This is a genomic window from Frankia sp. CgJB1, from assembly GCF_977947065.1.
This window is the reverse complement of record NZ_CDWTNB010000062.1, coordinates 1-19904: the sequence shown is the minus strand read 5'-3', so window position 1 is coordinate 19904 and position 19904 is coordinate 1. Positions and strand designations below refer to the sequence as shown.

The following is a 19904-nucleotide window of genomic DNA, read 5'->3' as shown; positions in this document are numbered from 1 at the left end:
ACCAGCCCGGTCCTGGCCCACGACGCCAGCAGCGGCCGGCCGGCCTTCTTCCCCTCGTAGGTATAGGCCACGCCGCGCTTCGTGCGGCCGAAGACCTCGACGTCCGAGGAGTCCAGGTCCAGCGTCGGCCGACCCGTGACCAGCTCGGCCCGGCGCTGCGCGGGTAACCGGGCCGCCAGCCTCGCCGCCGTCCGCGACGGCGCGAACGGCCCGCCGCCAGCAGCCCGCCCGCCTCGTCCAGACGCAGCCGGTCCAGCCCGGACAGCGTCGCCTGCCCTGTCAGCTGCGCCGTGGCCAACCCGACCAGCAACTCCCCGGCCGACAGTCCCCGCGCCCGCTGCTTGACCGGCCCGACCCGCTCGTCGAGCGTCTCGACGACCCCGAGCCGATCCACCAGTTCGCTCACCGCCGCCAAGCCGGCCAACCCGGTCAGCGACCGGTCCGCCGGCCCGACCCGAACCCGCAGGGCCCGTTTCCGCGGCCCGGTCGATCTGCGTAGTCTCTTCACCCGGCGGGTGCCTCTCGTCAGGACGTCATCGGTTGGTGGTGGTAACCCCGATTCTTCCTGCACGGCAGGCACCCGCTCACGTTCCAACGATCTACGAACCCCCAACATCACCAGCTACTGGCGGATCTAGGTCAGACCGTCGTGGCTATGAAAGATTCCATCGCATCGCTTACCGGCTACCCGGGAATCACCGCTGGATTCGTCGCTCGAATACGGTCGCACCAGGAGGAACTGCCGGTCTTCAGGGACTGTTAGCGGCGCGGGCCGCGGTCGCTTCGAGGATAACCGCGGGATCGGTTCTCCTCCCGGAGAATCCGGTGCTGGCCCACCTGACGTACCGCGGCCTGGTCGATAGGGGAAGCCGGGTCGTTTCGCGACGACACCCTCCAGTCCGGCGGCGCCGGCTGCCAAGATCTCCTGGATCGCCCCACCAGCTCCTCCGGCGGGCTCAGTTCTCTCCGGCCGGTCAGGCCTGCCAGCATGGCCCGCTGTTCGAAGCGGGGCAGCCCGGTCGTCTGGTGCCCATCTTCGCCTGCTTCGACCAGGTGTCCGATGATGCCGCTGAGTGCCGGTTCTGCGCCGAGGTGTAGAAATGCGCGGTCTGCCCAGGACAGTCCCGGTGCGTACTCCTCGGCCGTGAAGGCGGTGGCGCGGGTGCCCCGGGCTCCGGAATCGGGGGGTTATGCCGGACTCATCCGCTCTTGATGTCCTGATCGGGCTCGCGCTGCTCTTTGCCGCGTTCAGCCTCGCCGTCTCCCGGATCAACGAGGCCGTGCTCGCTCTGTTCCGCTACCCGGGGCGCCAGCTGGAGGCCGAGCTGCGACGGCTGCTCGGCGGTGACCGGCCCGCCGAACCGTCCGATCCGGGGGCGGACCCGCCCGCGGATCGTCCGGACCTCGTCGCCGAACTGTTGGGCGGGCCGCTTTTGGCCATGCGCGCCACCGGCCGCGACACCTCCCTGCCGGCTATGGCCGACCATCCGCCGGTTTCCGGGACCTGGGGCTCGGTGCGCCGCGCGCACACACTGCGGTTGCCGTCCTACCTGCCGTCCACCGCCTTCGCTCAGGCGCTGCTGGACCGGGTCGACCCGCCCGCCCGGGCCATGCTGTCCCAGCTCCGCCCGGACACCCTGCCCGACCACGTCTCCGACGAGGCCAGGGCCGTGTACCGGCGGGCCTACGACGGTGCCCGGCATGTGGCCCTCGAGGAGAGGTCCGCCCAGGCCCTGTACGACGCGATGCCCGTGGATCACCCCACCGGGCAGGTCGTGGCCGCTGCGCTAGTCGCCGCCACCAAGGCCGGAGCCGTGGGAACGGTGGAGGACGGGCTCGCCGCGATGCCCCCTCCCCGGTGAAGACCGCGATGACCACGGCGATAGTCCAGGCCGGCGGGGACCGCGAGAAGGTCGTCCTCGAGCTGGCCCGGTGGTACGACGACGCGATGGACCGCCTGTCCGGGTGGTACAAGCGGCGCATCGCCGTCTTCCTGCTCGGCTACGCGGTCCTGCTGTCCGTCCTGTTCAACCTCGACGCGATCGGGCTCGCGCGGGCGTTCTGGCAGGACGGCACCGTGCGGCAGGCGGCCGTGACCGCGGCCCAGGCCGAGGTGGGTTCATCCGGCGAGGCGGCCGGGGGCTCCGCCGGGGATTCCGCCTCCGGCACCCGCCTCACCTCCGACCAGCCCACGGTGGGGGACGCCACGGAACAGATGATCAAGACGGTGCGCGACGCCTCGGGGCTCGCCTTCCCGATCGGCTGGGTCCACAACTCCGCGGGCCGCGACGACCCACGGGAGGTTCCCGACTCCGTCGAGGGCTGGCTCCTGAAAATCGCCGGCATCGCGATCGCCTGCTTCGCGTTCACCGCCGGCGCCCCCCTTCTGGTTCGACCTGCTTGGCAGACTGGTGAACATGCGCGCCACCGGCCCCAAACCCCGGGCCGCCAACGGATAGATCAGGACTCTTCCGTCGGCGGGCCGGCTGGTGGCCGTGGTGGCCGAGGTGGCCGAGTTGTGGGGAGCAAGGCACGGTCCAGGGACCGCAGACCGTGCTCAGGTCCCCCAAATTCGCCAGCCGGCACTGGCACTGGCACCGGGTGGATGCCGAGCTGGTCGAGACGCCGCACCAGCGCGTCCAGGGTCGGCCGGGGATGCCGGTAGAACTCCGAGCCGCGGATCCGGAAGAACGTCCAGCCGAGCCGTTCCAGGATCCGCTGGCGGCGCAGATCCGCCTCCCACTGGTCGGGCCCGTGGAAACGGTCACCGTCGCACTCGACCGCGAGGCGGGGGCCGCAGCGCCCCACATCCCCAGTGGCGGCTCCTGCGGCGGCGGCTCGCTTGGCGGTGGCTCCTTCGGTGACGGCTTGTTCGGCGGTGGCTCGCGCGGCGGCGACCCCCTCGGCGACCCCCTCGGCGACCCCCTCGGCGACCAGGTCGATCCGGTAGCGCCCGACCGGATGCTGGGGGCGAACCCGGTAGCCGCGGGCGAGGAGCTCGCGCAGCGATCGGCCAGATCCGCGTCGAGCCGTCCGGTCTGCCCGGCGTACATGTACTCGATCAGCTGGCGCCGCACATCGTCGTCGCGCAGCGTGGCCGGGTCGACGCTGTGGAACACCCACATCTGGTTGCGGGCGCGGCTCGCGGCCACGTTGACCCGTTGCTGGTCACGGCGGCGGGTGGCGGCCGAGCGGTTGTCGTCCGCGACGACGGAGATGAAGATGACGTCCCGTTCGTCGCCCTGGAACTGGTACGGGTCGCCGACCCGCAGGTCGCGGCGGGAGAACTCGCGCTCCCCGAGCCGTTCGACCAGGGTGTGTTCGATGAGGCGGGGCTGGCCGGCGCCGAGCAGGGTGACCACGCCCATGCTCATCCCCTCGTAGGCCGGGTCGGCGCAGCAGGCGAGGACCCGCTCGACAAGGGCCTGCGCCTCCGCCGGGTTCGCGTCGCCGAAGCGGGTCTGCGACCGGGCGCCCCCGGGGACCCGGACCGGTCGCAGCGGCGCGCCGATGGCGAGCTCCGGATCCTCCCGCAACGGCAGGATCTGCTGGTCGTAGAAGCGGTTGGAGAAGCCGATGATGTCGGGCAGGCAGCGGAAGTGTTCCTTGAGCACGATGGTGCGCGGGAAGACCCGGGCCGCGGTGTCGTAGAGACTCGCCTCCACGTCGAGCAGCGAACGCTGGGCGACGTCGGGCAGGTGCGCGTCCATAAGGGCATGCACCTTGGCCCGTTCGATGCCGACGGCCTTGCGGCCCAGGCTCAGCACGCCGAGGGCCAGTAGGTCGCACTGGCTGGACTCGTCCACGATGACCACGTCGAACAGGTCGTCGGCGCCCGGCTCGAAGCTCTCCATCACCCGGTGCGTCGGCATGATCCACACCGGTACGGCGCCCATCGCCGCCCGCATGTGGGCCCGGGCCTCGGCGCGCCACCGCGGGGCGTACTTCCCGGTGCCCTTCCCGATCCGGTCGAGTGCCTGCACCCAGCCGGTCAGCGCCCGGCGCTGGGAATCGCCGAGCCGGATCGCCAGGCCCAGCCGGGCGGAGCGACGCGCGGTCTCCAGCACCAGGGCGCGCACGTGCCGCGAGGCGTCGGCGAGCTGACGGCCGAGCGTGGTGAGGTCGCCGTCGGCGTGCAGGTCGTCGGGCCAGGTCTGGGCTTGGCGCCAGCGCCACGCCTCGCCGGCCCGCACCGGATCGCCGGCCCGCATTGGATCACCGGCCTGCACCGGATCACCGCAGCCCGACGGGTCACCCTGCCCGGTGAGGATGGCGTCGGTCCACAGCGGCGCGACCGCGCGCGGCCGGGCCGCGAGCCGGTCCCGGCGTTCCACGTCGGGGCGCAGCGCCGCCAGCCGGGCGCTTTCGTCGAGCAGCGCCGTCCAGGCCGCCAGGTCCCGCTTGGCCAGCGCCTCGTGCAGGCCGGCCCACACCCGGCCGGCCTGCGGGCCACGGCCTCCCTCGGTGAGCGCCCGTTCCACCACGGCGAGCGCACCGACGATCTCCTTCTCGTGCCGTCGGCCGGTCGCCGCGGCAAGCAGGCCGGCGAGGTGGGAAAGCGTGTCCGGGTCGGAAGGCGCCGTCGTGACGCGATGGCCGGCGCGATGGCCGGCGGGGAAGCCGGCGGGGAAGACGGCGCGCAGCCGGGCGGACAGCTCCGGCGCCGCCCGGCGTTCCCAGTCGACGGCATCGGCGAGGCCGCCGGCGACCGCGTCGAGCCGGGTGAGGACGTCGGGTGCCGCGGGCTCGACGGCCTCGCCGCCGAGGGCGGCGGCGATCGCGGCCTGACGGGTGGCGGCGGCGGTCAGCGTCTGACGGCGGCGCACCTCTGCCTCGACGATTGCCACATCGCCCACCGTGCGTGCGACCAGCCCGTCAACGCGCACCGCGTCGTGCAGGTCCCGCAGTTCCCGCCCGCCGAGGCGGGGGATCCCCCGGCCGGCGGCGAAGCGGCCCCGCAGGTCGGCGAGCAGCCTCAGCTGGACCCGCGGGTCACCGGTGGGCAGCTCGATGGAACGGCCGAAGGTGAGGGTGGTCAGGCGGCGCAGCTCGGCGACCTCGGCGGCGAGGGCCGTGGCCTGGTCGGCCCAGAACCCGGCCTGCTCACCCGACGGCGCGCACTGCGCCCGGGCGGTGGCGAGCCAGCCGACCGACAGCCGGCGCAGCCGGTCGGCGGCGGCCCGGGTGTCCTCGACCAGGGCACGGACGCCGTCGGCACTGTCGGCATCGAGGGCGTCGAGCGCGTCGACGGACAGGCCGGCCTGTTCGAGGTCGGCGAGCCCGGCGCGGATCTCGTCGAGTTCGTCGTGCAGTCGGCCGAGGGTGACCGCGCCCGGCAGCGACGCGCCGTCCGGCAGGTCGTCCGGCAGATTGCTCGCGGCGGCCCGGGCGTCGGCGGGGGTGATCTCGCGCGCGGTCCGGTAGAGCTCGGCGAGCTCGGCCGGGCTGAGCGGAAGCGCGTGGGTGGGGTCGAGCCGGTCGGGGACGAACCCGAACTCGTCCGCGCGCTCGGCCAGCCAGCTCGCCACCTCCGGCGCGCGTTCCCGCCTGTGCGGCAGGTCGAACTCCCGCGCCTCGCTGGCCAGCAGGTCGATCATCCGCAGTTCGAGGGTGCGGGCAGTGGCGCGGGCGGCGTCCAGCTCCTCGGCGAGGGCCTTCACGGCCGCGGTCTCCCGCGCCGGGTCGACCTCGCTGACCGCCCCGGAGATCTCTACGACAGCGGCGCGCAGTTCGTCGAGGTCGGCCCGGCTCGACCCGAGCACGGCGACGGTCAGGTCGCGCAGCTCCCGCGGGATCTTGTCGCGCAGCACCGTGAGGGCTTGTTCGTCCTGCGCGGTGACGAGCACCCGCTGCCCGTGCGCCACGAGGTGGCAGATCATGTTCGCGATGGTGTGGCTCTTGCCGGTGCCGGGCGGCCCCTGCACGGTGACCCCGCGGGCGCCCGCGAGCTGCCGGGCGATTCGCTCCTGGTCGGCGTTCGTCGGCAGCGGCATCAGCAGGCGTTCACCGAGCCCCGCGGGAGAGTTGTCGTGACCGCGCCGACCACGGCCTCGGTCGGCGTGGGCGCCGTCGGCCCGCTCGTCCGCGCCGAGCGCGGCGGCGACGAGCCTGTCGTCGGCGACCACGGCGGCGATGGCCTCGGGGAGCACGTCCCGTTCGGCGAGGGCGGTCCGCAGCTCTGCGTAGAACTGCGCCTGCAGAGCCGGCCGCGGCCGCACGTACACCGCCCAGGTGTCGACCAGGACGGGACTCGGCCCCGGCGGGGGCACCGGACCGGTGGTCGCGCGGGCGTCCAGCCCGAGCGGGGCGAGGATCTGGCGGTGCAGCTCGGCCCGGGCCGGGGCGTCCCACGGATCGGCCGGCGCCGTCCGCAGCCGGTCGCGCAGGGCCGACATCTCGTCCAGACCGGGGAGGCCGAGGCCATGCAGGGGCTCGGTCTCCAGGCTCGCCGGACCGTCGGGATGCAGCCGGATGACCCCGGAGTCCGGATCGACCGTCAGCACCATGCGGGTGACGAGCAGCGGATGGATGATCGTCGCGTCGCCGACCCGCCAGCACAGCACCGAGTGCCCCCAGGCCAGCTCCACGGTCGCGGCCTCGCGCTGCAGCCGCAGGCGCAGGTCGAACAGGCGCTGGTAGAGGGCGCGCGCGTCGCGGGCGGCGCGTGCCCCGGGCGCCCACGGCCGCCACACCTGACGCACCCAGGCGTCGAGCAGGGCGACGGCGCCCGGCGGAGCGTCCCGCTCCTCGCCCGGGACGCCGGGAGCGGGAGGCTCGCGCTCCCTGGTCCGCTCGACGGCCTCCGCGTCCAGGAGATGGGCGGGGATGGTAGGTGGGGCGTCCGGGCTCACCACCGTCCCGGCCAGGTAACGGTCGAGCGGGGGTGGCCAGCTCGGCGCGGCCGGTTGGGGTACCCGGGCGACCTCCAGCCAGCTCTCCCGCTGCGTTGTCGGGCCGAACCGGATCCCCGGATGGGACGGGACGTCAGCCGGAAGGAGCGGAGCGGGGACGTACTCGGCGAGCTGGCGACGGGGGGCACCGCGCCGTTCGGCGGCGAGCGCGGCCAGGTAGTCCAAGAGCCGAAGCGACCGGCCACGGACCTGATCACGGGCGGACATCGGGCTCCTCGGCCGGGGGCTGGGTCAGGGCGCGGCGGCGCGACGCTAGCTGCCGTCCGCGCCTCCGCCTGATCGACCTTACGACCTGTCTCCGACACAATCGCCGGCTTCCGGCTTGTCCCGCCCGGACCGCTGCCCGAGGAGGCTGCCCGGGACGGGCGGCGCGTTTCCGCCCGTGGCCACACCAACGCCGGACGAGGCCGGCGCCTGATCCGCTACCAGGGACGCACGTGGGGCGGCGGACCGTCGGCGTGTCGATCCTGTCGTCTTCTGGACACGCATAGTGACTATCGGTACCGTCCGACGTCGTCTGGTCGGGCTGCGCCGAGTCGGGTTGCTGGGGGAGAACCACCATGGGATTGCGTTCCGGCGGTGCCGCCGTGCTCACGAGCATGCTGGTTGTGCTGACCGCGGTTCCGGTCGCCGCTTCGCGCCCCGCGGATGGCCCGTCGCGTTCCGTGGCGGAAAGCTCGCGTTCCATCGACGAGGTGCCGGACCAGGTCTCGCTCCGGGCTCTCGACGGCGGCGGCGACCACGGCAGCGGCAGCGGCAGCGGTGGCGGGGACCATGGCCGTGGTGGTGATGGGGACTCCAGAGCGTCCGCCGGCACGGGTGCGTCTCGGCACCCCGCCCCGGACAGGACCGGGACGGATCCCCGCGGGAACTCGCTTTCCTATACCGGTGGGCAGATCGGCGTCCTCGCCGTACTGGCGGCGCTGTTGCTCGGTGGGGGTGCCTTCTGGCGACGCGCGCACCGGGCCGGGCTGTCCTGAGCGCGGTGACCTGCCGGCTGCCGGCCGGCGAATCTGGGGGACCTGAGCACGGTTTGCGGTCCCTGGACCGTGACTGGCTCCCCCAAATTCGGCCGCCGCGCGATGGTGGTCACTGCATAAGCTGACCGTCTCCCGGCCGTCGCGGCCGCCAACGTCGCGGGGCCTCCGGACCCGGGTACGGTCTGGTCTAGTTTGGGTTATCCGGCTCGGACGGCCTGCTCGCATCGCCCGGAGGTGTCCGCCTGGGACAAGTCGGGACGGGGTTGGCAGGTTGTTACGCCGGTTTCGCGCCTATGAAGCCATTGTTTCCGTCCGCAGGTTGCGGGTTATCCGGTCGACGGGGCCGTGGTGGGTGGTTTGGGTCGGTACTCTCGGTGTGGAGAGACCTGGGATGATCGGGGGCGTCCGTGCTCCTCTGGTCCAGGTAAGTATGAAGCGAAGTCACCGAGACTGATGTAGTGCCGATCGAGACGTGAGGGCCGGGTAACGGTGGGTGCACCAATACTGGTGGATAATGCCGATCTGGCGGTCAAGACCCTGGGGGTCTGCCGGATTGATTCCCCGCTCCTGCCGCTGCTGGGGGAGCGGCCGACGACGCAGCACTATATCGATGAGTCGGACAAGGTCCTCTACGACGACACTGCCCTGATGATCTCTTCGCGTGGTGTCGCGCTCGACGACCTGCCCGGATTCGAGCCGGCCGGGCCGCGCCGGAAGATCTACTTTGACCCGTCGAAGACCCGGGTGGGCATCGTCACCTGTGGTGGGCTCTGCCCCGGGTTGAACAACGTGATCCGCGGTCTGGTGCTGGAGCTGACCTCGCACTACCGGGTTCGGCGGATCTTCGGGTTCCGTAACGGGTACCAGGGCTTCATCGCCCGCTACGGCCACGACGTCGTCGATCTCACCCCGGAGAGCGTCGCCAACATCGACGACGACGGCGGGACGATCCTCGGCAGTTCCCGCGGTCAGCAGGATCCCGCCGAGATCGTCGACTGCCTCTCCCGGATGAACATCAACATCCTGTTTGTCATCGGTGGTGACGGCACCCTGCGCGGGGCCGGGCAGATCGCCCGGGAGGCCGAGACACGCGGGGAGAAGATCGCCGTGGTCGGCATCCCGAAAACGATCGACAATGACATCCCCTACATCGACCAGAGCTTCGGCTTCCAGACGGCCTTCGGCAAGGCCGCGGAGTCCATCCGGGTCGCGCACGCCGAGGCGACGTCCGCGCCCGGCGGGCTCGGCGTGGTCCGGCTCATGGGCCGCCACTCGGGATTCATCGCCTGCTATGCGACGCTGGCGAAGAGTAACGCGGACGTGGTGCTCATCCCGGAGCTGCCGTTCAAGCTGGAGGGCGACGGCGGCCTGCTGAACTACGTGCGTCGCCGGGTGGCCGAGCGCGGCCACGCCGTCGTCGTCGTCGCCGAGGGTGCCGGCCAGGAGCTCGTTGTCGGCCAGCCGGAGAGCACCGACGCGTCCGGGAACCGCAAGCTGCACGACATCGGCCCGGAGCTCTCCCGCCGGATCAAGGAGTACTTCGACGCCGAGGGTATCGAGCTCAACCTGAAGTACATCGATCCCAGCTATGTGATCCGCAGCGTGCCGGCGAACCCGTACGACAGCGTCTACACGATCCGGCTCGCCCACGCGGCCGTGCATGCCGCGATGTCCGGCCGCACGGAGATGGTCGTCGGCCGCTGGCGGCGGCGGTTCATCCACATCCCGATCCCGCTCGCGATCAGCCAGCGCAACCAGGTCGACCCGGCCGGCGATCTGTGGATGTCCGTCCTCGAGGCGACCGGCCAGCCGCCCCGCTTCGAATAGCCGAGTAGCCAGCCCCCCTCTCTTGCCTTTCCAGAGGGATAAAAGGGACGTCGAAGCCTCTGGACAGGCAAGGTTCCCGGTGTGGCCGTGCGTGTCCACAAGGACGAATCGGGCCCGGGGCCTCTGGACAGACACCCACCGGAACAGCCCACGGTGTGCCGCGGTCAGGCCGGGTCAGGCCAGGCGGCGGATCCACCAGAAGCAGAAGCCGGTCCGTCATGCCGGACGGTGGGCGCCGATCACCGTAGGGTACGTCGACAGACGCACCCGGCCCGCCGCGCCCGACCTGGATGTGCTGGCCGGACACTGTTCGGACCTGGCGGGTAGGAGGGCAGGGAGTACGTGGAGGTCTTCCAGACTCATCGGAGCCTGATCGAGGACTATGCGGCCTTCACCGACTCCCTCGTCGAGGTTCGCGACGAGAAGATCAGAGATTATCTCGAGCAAGAGCGGGCGGCGAAGGTCCGCTGGCCTGACCCGTGGATCTCGCTCAACCCTGCGTTCGCCTCCGGCGGCACGGTCGACGAACTGGTCGGCACGGGCCTGCTGCACCCCGACTGCGGCAGATTCTTCCGGATCAAGAGGGATGCCGACGATCCCGGCAGGCGGTCGCTGACGCTGTATCGGCACCAACGGGAAGCCATCGAGGCGGCCCGGGACGGCGGCAGCTATGTGCTCACCACCGGCACGGGATCCGGTAAAAGCCTTTCCTACATCGTTCCGGTCGTGGATTCCGTCCTCCGTGACCCCCGCCCGAACCACATCTCGGCGATCGTGGTCTACCCCATGAACGCGCTGGCGAACAGCCAGCTCCACGAGTTGCAGAAGTATCTCGAATGGGGAATACCCGTGGATGGCCGGTCGGTCACCTTCGACCGGTACACCGGGCAGGAATCGGCCGAGCCCCGGCAGCGGATCCTGGATCGGCGCCCCGACATACTGCTGACGAACTACGTGATGCTCGAGTATATCCTCACCCGGCCGCACGAGCGCCAGGCTCTGATCGGGGCAGCCGCCGGCCTTCGTTTCCTCGTCCTCGACGAACTACATACCTACCGCGGCCGTCAGGGTGCTGACGTCGCACTGCTCACCCGACGGGTACGGGACGCGTGCGAAGCACCGGACATGCAGTGTGTCGGTACCTCGGCCACCATGTCGAGAAAGGCGTCCTTCGAGGAGATGCGCCGCGAGGTCGCCGTCGTGGCGGGTCGGTTGTTCGGCGCGGAGGTTCGGCCCGACCGGATCATCGGTGAGACGCTCGAACGCGCGACGGCGTGGCGACCGGTCAGTGACGTGGAGTTGCGGGCCCGGGTCATCGATGCCGAGCCGCCGGTGCGGGTCGGTGAGCAGGTACCGCTCGACCCAACCGGCGCGCCACCGCCGAGCGGGGGCCGGCCCCAGCCCTTTGCGCGGCTCGCGGGCGATCCGCTGGCGATCTGGGTCGAGGACACCTTCGGTCTGGCTCTCGGTCCCGGAGACCGGCTGGTGCGGGAGGACCCGACGACCCTGGCCGCTGCCGCCGAGAAGCTCGCCGAGCGGACGGATCTCCCGGTGGAAACCTGTGCCGGCGCCATTCAGGCCATGCTCGTCGAGGGCGCGGCGATGCGTCATCCGGAGCACGGCAGACCGTTGTTCGCCTTTCGCCTGCACCAGTTCCTCTCCAAGGGGGACACGGTCCACGTCAGCCTGGAACCGACGATGGTCCGGTATATTACCAGTCAATACCAGGTGAGTGTGCCCGGATCGCGGGACAAGGTACTGCTGCCGCTGGCCTTCTGTCGTGAATGTGGCCAGGAATATCTCGTCGTCGCGCGCAGCTAGGGACACCCCTCGCCGCTATACCGCCCGCCGGGAGTCGGTCGCGGTTGAAAGTGAAGCCGATCTCGGCTATCTCTATGTGAGCGAGGATCATCCCTGGCCTGCCGATCCCATTGCCGAAGGGCGTTTTCCGGACACCTGGTTCGACGCTGACGAGCACGGGCACTCGTTCGTCCTGCCAAGACTCGCCGATCAGGTGCCGCGCCGGGTCCGGGTGACGGCGGACGGCAGCGAGGTCGAGACGGACGGCGAGCACACCGTGTTCCTTCGTGACATGTCTGGTTCGGTGGCGTCCGGTTCCGCGGCGTCCGGTTCGGTGGCGTCTGGTTCCGTGGCGTCCGAGCCGATGACGGCCTGGTTCATCCCGGCGCCGTTCCGGTTCTGCCTGCGCTGCCGGGTCTCGTACGAGCAGCTGCGGGCCCAGGACTTCGCCAAGCTGGCCTCGTTCGCCGCCAAGGGCCGCAGCTCGGCCGTGTCGTTGGTCAGCACCAGCATCGTGCGTAACCTGCGGCGCCAGAAGGCGTTGGACTCCCGGGCCAAGAAGCTGCTCACCTTCGTCGATAACCGCCAGGACGCGAGCCTGCAGGCCGGGCATCTCAACGACTTCGTGCAGGTCACCCAGCTACGCGGCGCGCTGTACCGGGCCGCGCGCGCGGCGGGCCCCGCCGGCCTGCGGTTCGACTCGGTTGCCGAGCGTGTCACCGATGCGCTGGACCTGCCGATGCGGTCGTTCTCCGCGATCGAGGAGCCGGTGTTCAGCCAGCGCGACAACGTGCTGCGGGCGCTGCGGGCGGCGATCGGGTACCGCGTCTACGCCGACCTCGAACGAGGTTGGCGGGTGACCATGCCGAACCTCGAGCAGACCGGCCTCATCACCTTCGACTACGTGGACCTGGACGAGATCGCTCAGCACCAGGCGTCGTGGGCGACAACCCATGCCCTGCTGCGCGACGACGATCCCGAGCACCGGGCGCTGCTCGCCCGCATCCTGCTGGACGAGATGCGCCGGGCGCTCGCCGTCGACGTCGACGCCCTCACCCAGCCTGGCCACGAGCGCATCGTCCAGACAGCCGACCATCTGCTCCGCGGGGTCTGGGCGGTGTCGGGGGACGAGCCGCGGGTGCTCGAACGCACCGCCTACCCGTTCCCGGGCGGCCGGGGAGGCACGCGGGACGCCATACACGTCACCGGTCGTGGTGCGTTCGGCCGCTACCTGCGCCGACCGCACGAGTTCCCGCGCCACCGTGGCCGGATCCGGACGGACGACGCCGAGGCCGTGATCCACGACCTGTTCACGGTGCTGGAGCGCCATGGCCTGATCGGGCAGGTGATGGTCACCGGGCCGGCCCGCGGCGGCGCGCGGGCTTACGCGCGGGCTCAACGGGGCCCGGCGGGCTACCGGGTGAAGGCGTCGGCGTTCATCTGGCGGGCCGGGAGCGGTCGACGTGGCGCGGAGGACCCGCTGCGCCGCGTGGTCGACGACACCGTCGGCGCACGGGTCAACCCGTTCTTCCGCGATCTGTACTCGCACGCCGCCGCGGAGCTCGCCGGCATCGTCGCCCGCGAGCACACCGCCCAGGTCCGGGCCCAGCAGCGGCAGGACCGGGAGGAGGCGTTCCGCCGCGGGGGCGACCCGGCCGAGGGCGGGCTGCCCCTGCTCTACTGCTCGCCGACGATGGAGCTCGGCGTCGACATCGCGGACCTCAACGCCGTCATGATGCGCAACGTCCCCCCGACCCCGGCCACCTACGCGCAGCGTTCGGGCCGGGCCGGGCGCAGCGGCCAGCCGGCGCTCGTGACGACCTACTGTTCCACCGGCAGCGCGCACGACCAGTACTACTTCCGCCGGTCGAAGCTGATGGTCGCCGGTCGCGTGACCCTGCCCCGGCTCGACCTCGCGAACGAGGATCTGGTCCGTTCGCACGTGCATGCCATCTGGCTCGCCGAGAGCGGCGCGAGCCTGCACCGCGGCCTCACCAACGTCCTCGATACCGCCGAGGGCCCACGCGGCGAGCTGCCACTGCCGATCCGGGAGGATCTTGCCGCTTACCTGGACGACCCCGCCGCACCGTGCGGGCCCGCACGGTGCGGCGGGCCGAGGCGGTGCTCGCCGAGGAGATGAAGAACAGCCCCTGGTGGTACGACCGGTGGATACCCAACGTCGTGAACGGGGCGTTCCTTGCGTTCGACGGAGCGTGCGACCGGTGGCGGGCGATGTACCGGCAGGCGATCGCCGACCAGCGGGAGCAGAACCGCCGGGTGCTCGACCGGTTCACCCAGTCGAAGGCACGGGCGGCCGCGCGCCGACGTCGGTACGAGGCCGAGCAGCGCCTGCACCTGCTCACCAACGACTCCCCCGACCAGCAGCTCTTCAGTGATTTCTACTCCTACCGCTACTTCGCCTCCGAGGGTTTCCTACCGGGTTATTCCTTCCCCCGGCTGCCGTTGGCCGCCTACATTCCCGGCAGCCGGCGGGGCGACGGGTCCTACATCCAACGGCCCCGGTTCATCGCGGTCGGCGAGTTCGGCCCGGGTGCGCTGATCTATCACGAGGGTGGGCGGTACCAGGTCGCCAGCGTCCAGGTCCCCGGCTCGGAGCACGGCGTCCCCGGATCGGTGGCGACGATCGAGGCACGGCTGTGCGAGTCCTGCGGCTACTGGCATCATCGCGACGTGGCCGTGAACCGGTGCGAGGAGTATGGCGCGGTGCTGGGCGGCGGCCGGGCCGGGCTCATGTACCTGCAGACGGTGACCACCACCCATCGCCGACGGATCTCCTCCGACGAGGAGGAGCGCCGTCGGGCCGGTTTCGACCTGCTCACCACCTTCCGGTTCAGCCGGCACGGGGTCCGGCCGGGACGGCTCGCCGCAGACGTGCGCGGCCCGGATGGGGAGGACCTCGCCGAGTTCGTCTACGGCGATACCGCGACGATCCGGATCATCAACCAGGGCCTGCGGCGGCGGGCGGACAAGAACGACGTCGGCTACTGGCTCGACACCGTCAACGGCCGGTGGCTGAATGAGAGACGGGCCGGCGAGCTCCGGGCCGGGGATCTCACGGAGGAGGAGTCCGGTCTCGACGAGTTCGCCGACGACCCGCGGGCCCGCAAAATCATCCCGTACGTGGAGGACCGGCGCAACATCGCCGTCGTCCGGCTCGCCCGGCCGGTCTCCGACGAGGTGGCGACCTCGGTGCGGTACGCGCTCGAACGCGGCATCGAGGCGCTGTTCCAGCTCGAGGACGCGGAGCTGGAGTCCCAGCGGCTGCCCGACCCGGACGGCCGGGGCCGGATGCTCTTCGTCGAGAGCGCGGAGGGCGGCGCGGGCGTGCTGCGCCGCCTGCATGACGAGCCGGAGGCGCTGGCGGGGGAGGCGCTGCGCATCGTCCATTTCGATCCGAAGACCGGGGAGGACACCGACCGGGCGCCGGGCGCCCGGGAGCGCTGCGAACGGGGCTGCTACGACTGCCTGCTCTCCTATGACAATCAGTCCGACCATACCGTCATCGATCGACATGCCGCGGTCGAGCCCCTTCGTGCCCTGATGGCGGCCCGTACCGAGCCACGGCACGGCCACGCGGGCGGCGCGGAGGGGCACGCCGAGGCGTTGCGCGAGCGGGCGGGGTCGGGGTTGGAGCGGCAACTTGTAACATTCCTCCGCGAAGAGGGTTATCGGTTACCTGACGCGACGCAAATGCTTGTATCGGACGCGGCGGCGCGGCCGGACTTCGTCTACCGGCTGCCGTCGGGGGCGGTGGCCGTGTTCGTCGACGGTCCGCACCATGACGCCGCCGACGCGGCCGCGCGGGACGCCGACGCCGAGGACCGGCTGGCCGACCTGGGGTGGCTGGTCGTCCGGTTCCGGTATGACGCGGAGTGGGGGAAGATCGTGGCGCACTACCCGAACGTGTTCGGCCGCGGGCGGCGCGGCTGATGGCGGCCGTCTCGACGCCGCGCCACCCCACCCCGACCGGCGCCACCCCGACCCGCGACTTCGAGCCGGGGTCGCTGGTGAAGGCCCGCGGGCGCGAATGGGTGGTCCTGCCCGGCGACGACCCGAATTCCCTCGTCGTGCGGCCGCTCGGTGGGGACGAGGAGTACGTCACCGGGCTGTTCCGGGACGAGGCGACGTCCGTGGGTTTCCCGCTGCCGGATCCGGCGGCGGCCGGCGACCACCGTTCCATCTCCATCCTGGCTACCGCGTTGCGGCTCGGCTTCACCGCGAGCGCCGGCCCGCTGCGCTCGCTCGCCGCCGTCGCGGTCACCCCCCGGCAGTACCAGCTCGTCCCGCTGCTCCTCGCGCTGCGCCAGGACCCGGTCCGCCTGCTCATCGGCGACGACGTCGGGATCGGCAAGACGATGGAGGCGGCTCTCATCGCCAAGGAGCTGCTGGTGCAGGGGGACGCCACCGGGCTGACGGTGCTCTGCCCACCCGCGCTCGCCGAACAGTGGCGGGCGGAGCTGGCCGACAAGTTCGCCATCGAGGCCGAGCTGGTCCTGACGTCCACGGTCGCCGGCCTGGAGCGCCGGGCGGGCGGAGTATCCATCTTCGAACACTTCCCGTTCACGATCGTCTCGACGGACTTCATCAAGACGGATGAGCGCCGGACGCTGTTCGCGCGGTCCTGCCCGGACCTGGTGATCGTCGACGAGGCGCACACCTGCGTCCCGGCGGCCGGCAGCGCGTCCGGCAGCGCGTCCAGCAGCGCCGGGCAGAAGCGCTACGACCTGCTGCGCGGCATCGCCGACCGTCCCACGAAACAGGGCCGCCCCCGCCACCTCCTGCTGGTCACCGCCACGCCCCACTCCGGTAAGCAGGACGCGTTCCGGGATCTGCTCAGCCCGCGGCTCGCGCTGTTCGATCTGGACACCGTGCGTGGCCGGGAGGAGCTCGCCCGGCACGTCGTGCAGCGCCGCCGCCGCGATATCCGCCGCTATCAAGGGCAGGACACCCCCTTCCCGGAGGATCGCCAGTACCGCGACGTGGGGTACCGGATGAGCGCGGCCTACTCCGGGTTCCACGACGAGGTGCTCGCCTTCGCCCGGGAGACGGTCACGAATCCCGACGGGGAGCGGACCCGCCGGGTGCGGTGGTGGTCGGCGCTGGCCCTGCTGCGATCGGTGGCGTCCTCGCCGGCTGCGGCGGCGGCGACCTTCACCGCGCGGTCGGTCACCGCCGCCGCCGGATCGGCGGCCGAGGCGGACGCGCTGGGCCGCCCCGGCACCTACGACCTGATCGAGGCCGAGGCGATCGACGGGCTGGACGTCGCCCCCGGTGCGCTCGACGACACCCTCTCCGCCGGGGTGCGGGCGACACTCGCGAGGCTGGCCGGTCGGGCCAAGGAGCTGGAGCTGGCGGGGAAGGAACACGACGCCAAGCTGACGACGTTGATCAAAGAGATCAAGGGTCTGCAGGCCGACGGGTACGACCCGATCGTGTTCTGCCGCTACCTCCCGACGGCGGAATACATCGGCAGGCATCTCACGGCGACGTTCGGGAAGAAGGCGACGGTCGAGACCGTCACCGGCGAGCTGCCCCACGCGGCGCGGGCCGCCCGCATCGAGAGGCCCACCGCCACCCCGGGCCGGCACATTCTCGTCGCTACCGACTGTCTGTCCGAGGGCATCAACCTCTAGGAGAGCTTCCAGGCGGTGATCCATTACGATCTGGCCTGGAATCCGACCCGCCACGAGCAGCGCGAGGGCCGGGTCGACCGGTTCGGCCAGCGGAAGTCGTACGTCCGCGCGGTCACCCTGTACGGCGCGGACAACGGCATCGACGGTCTCGTGCTGGACGTCCTGCTGCGCAAGCACCGCCGGATCGCCCGCGATACCGGGGTGACGGTCCCGGTTCCCGACAACGCCGAGAGCCTGCTCATCGCCATGCTTGAAGGGCTGGTCCTGCGCCGCAAGGACGGCGAGCAGCTCACCCTCGATCTCGACGTCGTCCGGACCGACGACGAGGTGACCGACGAGTGGCACAGCGCCGCCAAGCGGGAGTCCCGGACGCTGACGAAGTACGCCCACAGCGGAGTCGACCTGGACGAGGTGCAGGGCGTGCTGGACGACGTGCGGGAAGCCCTCGGCAGCCAGGCCGACGTCCGCCGGTTCGTCCTGAACACCCTCGATGAGCTGGGCGTGAAGGTGGTTCCGACGGAGACCTCGGACGGTCTCGTCGCCGACGTGACCGGGCTGGACCCCCTCTACACCGACGCCCTGCGCGTGCCGCCGGGCGGCGCGGGCCGGCTGGTTCTGCACGACGACCTGCCGGTTCCGCCCGGCCATCGGGCCCTGGTGCGGACCGACCCGGCGGTCACGGGGCTCGCCCGCGCGGTGCTGGAGGAGGCGCTGGACGACCGGACCGGGGTGATCGCCCCGCTGGATGATCCCGGGCCCGCGGGGGCGGGCGCTCCCGCGGACCCGGCGGGTGGTGCGGTGCGGCGCCCGCCGGGGGCGCGCTGCGGGGTGTTCCGCACCTCCGCGGTGGCCACGCGCACGGTGGTGCTCCTCGTGCGTTACCGGTTCCATCTGACGCTGCCCGGCGCGGCGAAGACCGTCGACACCGTGGCCGAGGACGCGCGTCTGGTCGGCTACCGTGGCCGCGGGGAGAACCGCGAGTGGCTGACGCCGCCCGACATCGACCGGCTGTTCGCCGTCGACCCGGAGAACGCCCTGCCCGAGTTCGTTCGCCGGCAGGCGGAACGCGCCATCACCGAGCTCGCCGACGTCGCGCCTGAGCTGGACGCACAGGGCGAGCGGCTCGCCGAGGCGCTGCGCGAGGCCCACCTGCGGGCCCGGGAGGTCGCCGGGCTGCGCCGCCGCCGCGGGCTCACCGTCACCCCGCACGACCGGGCCGACGTCCTCGGGGTCTACGTCTACCTGCCGGCCGGGGCCGGCTCATGACACTGAGAATCGGGGACGTCGAGCTCCTCTCCGTCAGCCTCGAAGGCAGCCTGTTCACCCGGGACCTGGTGCGGCGGGTCAGGGACGCCGACCCGGAACTCGCCGGCACGCGCGCCGAGGACTATCACCTGGCGGCCGGGGAACGGCTCGGCGACGCGGCCAGCCGCCACTGGGCGTACCTGCTCGGGGCGTACCGCACCTTCCGCGCGAGGCTCGCCGCCGAGGAGCGGTCGGCGACCGCGGGCGCGGCGGCGGGCCCGCGGACGACGGGGAGGACGGGGACCACGCTGACCCGTGAGCTGTGGTTGCAGGTCCTGTTGGGCGAGTTGGGCTACGGCCGCGTCGCGCACGTGCGCCACCTCGGCGAGGACGATGCCATCAGCCACGAGTGGCGGCACGTTCCCGTCCACCTCGCCGCCTGGAACCGCGATCTGGACCAGCGGCTGGGGCCGGCGAAGAGCGACCGGGCCCCGCAGCGCATGATGCAGGCGTTCCTCAACCGGCACGACGACCGGCTGTGGGGGATCCTTTCCAACGGCCGGAAGCTGCGGATCCTGCGGGAGTCGGCGGCCCTGGTCGGCCACTCCTACCTGGAGTTCGATCTCGAAGCCATTTTCGACGGCGAGCTGTACTCCGATTTCGAGGTGCTCTTCGCCTTCGCGCACGCCTCGCGGTTCGAGGCGCCCGATCGGGCGGCCGCGGCGCCGACGAACCCGGCGGACTGCTGGCTGGAACGCTGGCACACCTATGCGGCGGCCGCGGGCATCGTCGCCGGGGACAAGCTGCGGGACAACGTCGTGCGGGCCATGGCGGAGCTGGGCACCGGTTTCCTGGAGGCCAACCCCGGGCTGCGCGCGATGCTGGCGGCAGGCCGTCAGCACGGCGGGCTGACTCCCGACGAGTTCCGCCACGAACTGCTCCGGCTCGTGTACCAGCTGGTCTTCCTGTTCGTCATCGAGGACCGGGACGTGCTGCATCCCCGGCCTCCCGAGGAGAAACCGGACGAGACGCCGCGGCAGCGGGCCGACCGCAAGCGCCTCACGGATCAGATCATCGAGGGCCGGCGGCGGTACGCCTCCTACTTCTCCACCGCGCGGCTGCGCCGCATCGCCTTCCGGCGGCGTGGTGATCAGCATGGTGACCTGTGGCGCGGGCTCGTCCTGGTGCTGGAGGCCCTGGGCAGCGACGGCGGTCGGCCCGAGCTTGCCCTGCCGGCCCTCGGCGGGCTGTACTTCACGGGCGGCTCGGCGACCGAGCGGGGCCGGTCAGGCGAGTCCGGTGCGGACGACCGCGAGACCGGTGCGGACGACCGCGACGCCCGTCCCGACGAGCTGCGCCGGCTCGAACTTCCCAACCGGCGGCTGCTCGCCGCGGTGAAACTGCTCAGCCATGTCACGGATGACCGGGGCCGCCGGCAGCGGGTCGACTTCGCCCAGCTGGGCGGTGCGGAGCTCGGCAGCCCCTGA

The 19904-nt window shown here is 71.8% G+C and carries 10 protein-coding genes and 1 pseudogene; 9 read left to right on the top strand and 2 right to left on the bottom strand.

The genetic code is table 11. The annotated features are described in order from the left end of the window. Positions 1 to 508: hypothetical protein (locus tag AC08OT_RS09445; RefSeq protein ID WP_476602731.1), on the bottom strand; the 508-nt coding region annotated here is incomplete at its 3' end. Between the two features lie 682 nt (positions 509 to 1190). Here AC08OT_RS09445 and AC08OT_RS09440 point away from each other — a divergent pair. Next, positions 1191 to 1862: a hypothetical protein gene (locus tag AC08OT_RS09440; RefSeq protein WP_476593031.1), complete on the top strand. Its 672-nt coding sequence runs from the start codon at positions 1191 to 1193 to the stop codon at positions 1860 to 1862. A gap of 598 nt (positions 1863 to 2460) precedes the next feature. Here AC08OT_RS09440 and AC08OT_RS09435 read toward each other — a convergent pair. Then, a pseudogene (locus AC08OT_RS09435) lies at positions 2461 to 7118 on the bottom strand (AAA domain-containing protein). A gap of 353 nt (positions 7119 to 7471) precedes the next feature. Here AC08OT_RS09435 and AC08OT_RS09430 point away from each other — a divergent pair. The 8 genes from AC08OT_RS09430 to AC08OT_RS09395 all read left to right on the top strand — a co-directional run bounded on the left by AC08OT_RS09430 (position 7472) and on the right by AC08OT_RS09395 (position 19904). After that, positions 7472 to 7891 carry a hypothetical protein gene (locus AC08OT_RS09430; protein ID WP_476593033.1) on the top strand — a complete coding sequence of 140 codons (420 nt, stop codon included), beginning with the start codon at positions 7472 to 7474 and terminating at the stop codon, positions 7889 to 7891. Positions 7892 to 8380: 489 nt separating this feature from the next. Next, a complete protein-coding gene (locus tag AC08OT_RS09425) occupies positions 8381 to 9718 on the top strand; it encodes an ATP-dependent 6-phosphofructokinase (RefSeq protein WP_476593034.1) in 1338 nt (445 codons plus the stop codon). 342 nt (positions 9719 to 10060) lie between these two features. Continuing rightward, a complete protein-coding gene (locus AC08OT_RS09420) occupies positions 10061 to 11539 on the top strand; it encodes a DEAD/DEAH box helicase (RefSeq protein ID WP_476593035.1) in 1479 nt (492 codons plus the stop codon). After that, entirely contained in the window at positions 11499 to 13658 is a 2160-nt protein-coding gene (locus tag AC08OT_RS09415; RefSeq protein ID WP_476597075.1) for a helicase-related protein, read from the top strand. Before AC08OT_RS09420 ends, AC08OT_RS09415 begins: the two co-directional genes overlap by 41 nt. Further along, a complete protein-coding gene (locus AC08OT_RS09410; RefSeq protein WP_476602730.1) occupies positions 13607 to 15469 on the top strand; it encodes a Zn-binding domain-containing protein in 1863 nt (620 codons plus the stop codon). The genes AC08OT_RS09415 and AC08OT_RS09410 overlap by 52 nt, the downstream gene beginning before the upstream one ends. Then, positions 15469 to 17172: a helicase-related protein gene (locus tag AC08OT_RS09405; RefSeq protein WP_476602729.1), complete on the top strand. Its 1704-nt coding sequence runs from the start codon at positions 15469 to 15471 to the stop codon at positions 17170 to 17172. Before AC08OT_RS09410 ends, AC08OT_RS09405 begins: the two co-directional genes overlap by 1 nt. A gap of 15 nt (positions 17173 to 17187) precedes the next feature. Then, a complete protein-coding gene (locus tag AC08OT_RS09400) occupies positions 17188 to 18438 on the top strand; it encodes a hypothetical protein (protein WP_476594585.1) in 1251 nt (416 codons plus the stop codon). Further along, entirely contained in the window at positions 18435 to 19904 is a 1470-nt protein-coding gene (locus tag AC08OT_RS09395) for a hypothetical protein (RefSeq protein WP_476602728.1), read from the top strand. Before AC08OT_RS09400 ends, AC08OT_RS09395 begins: the two co-directional genes overlap by 4 nt.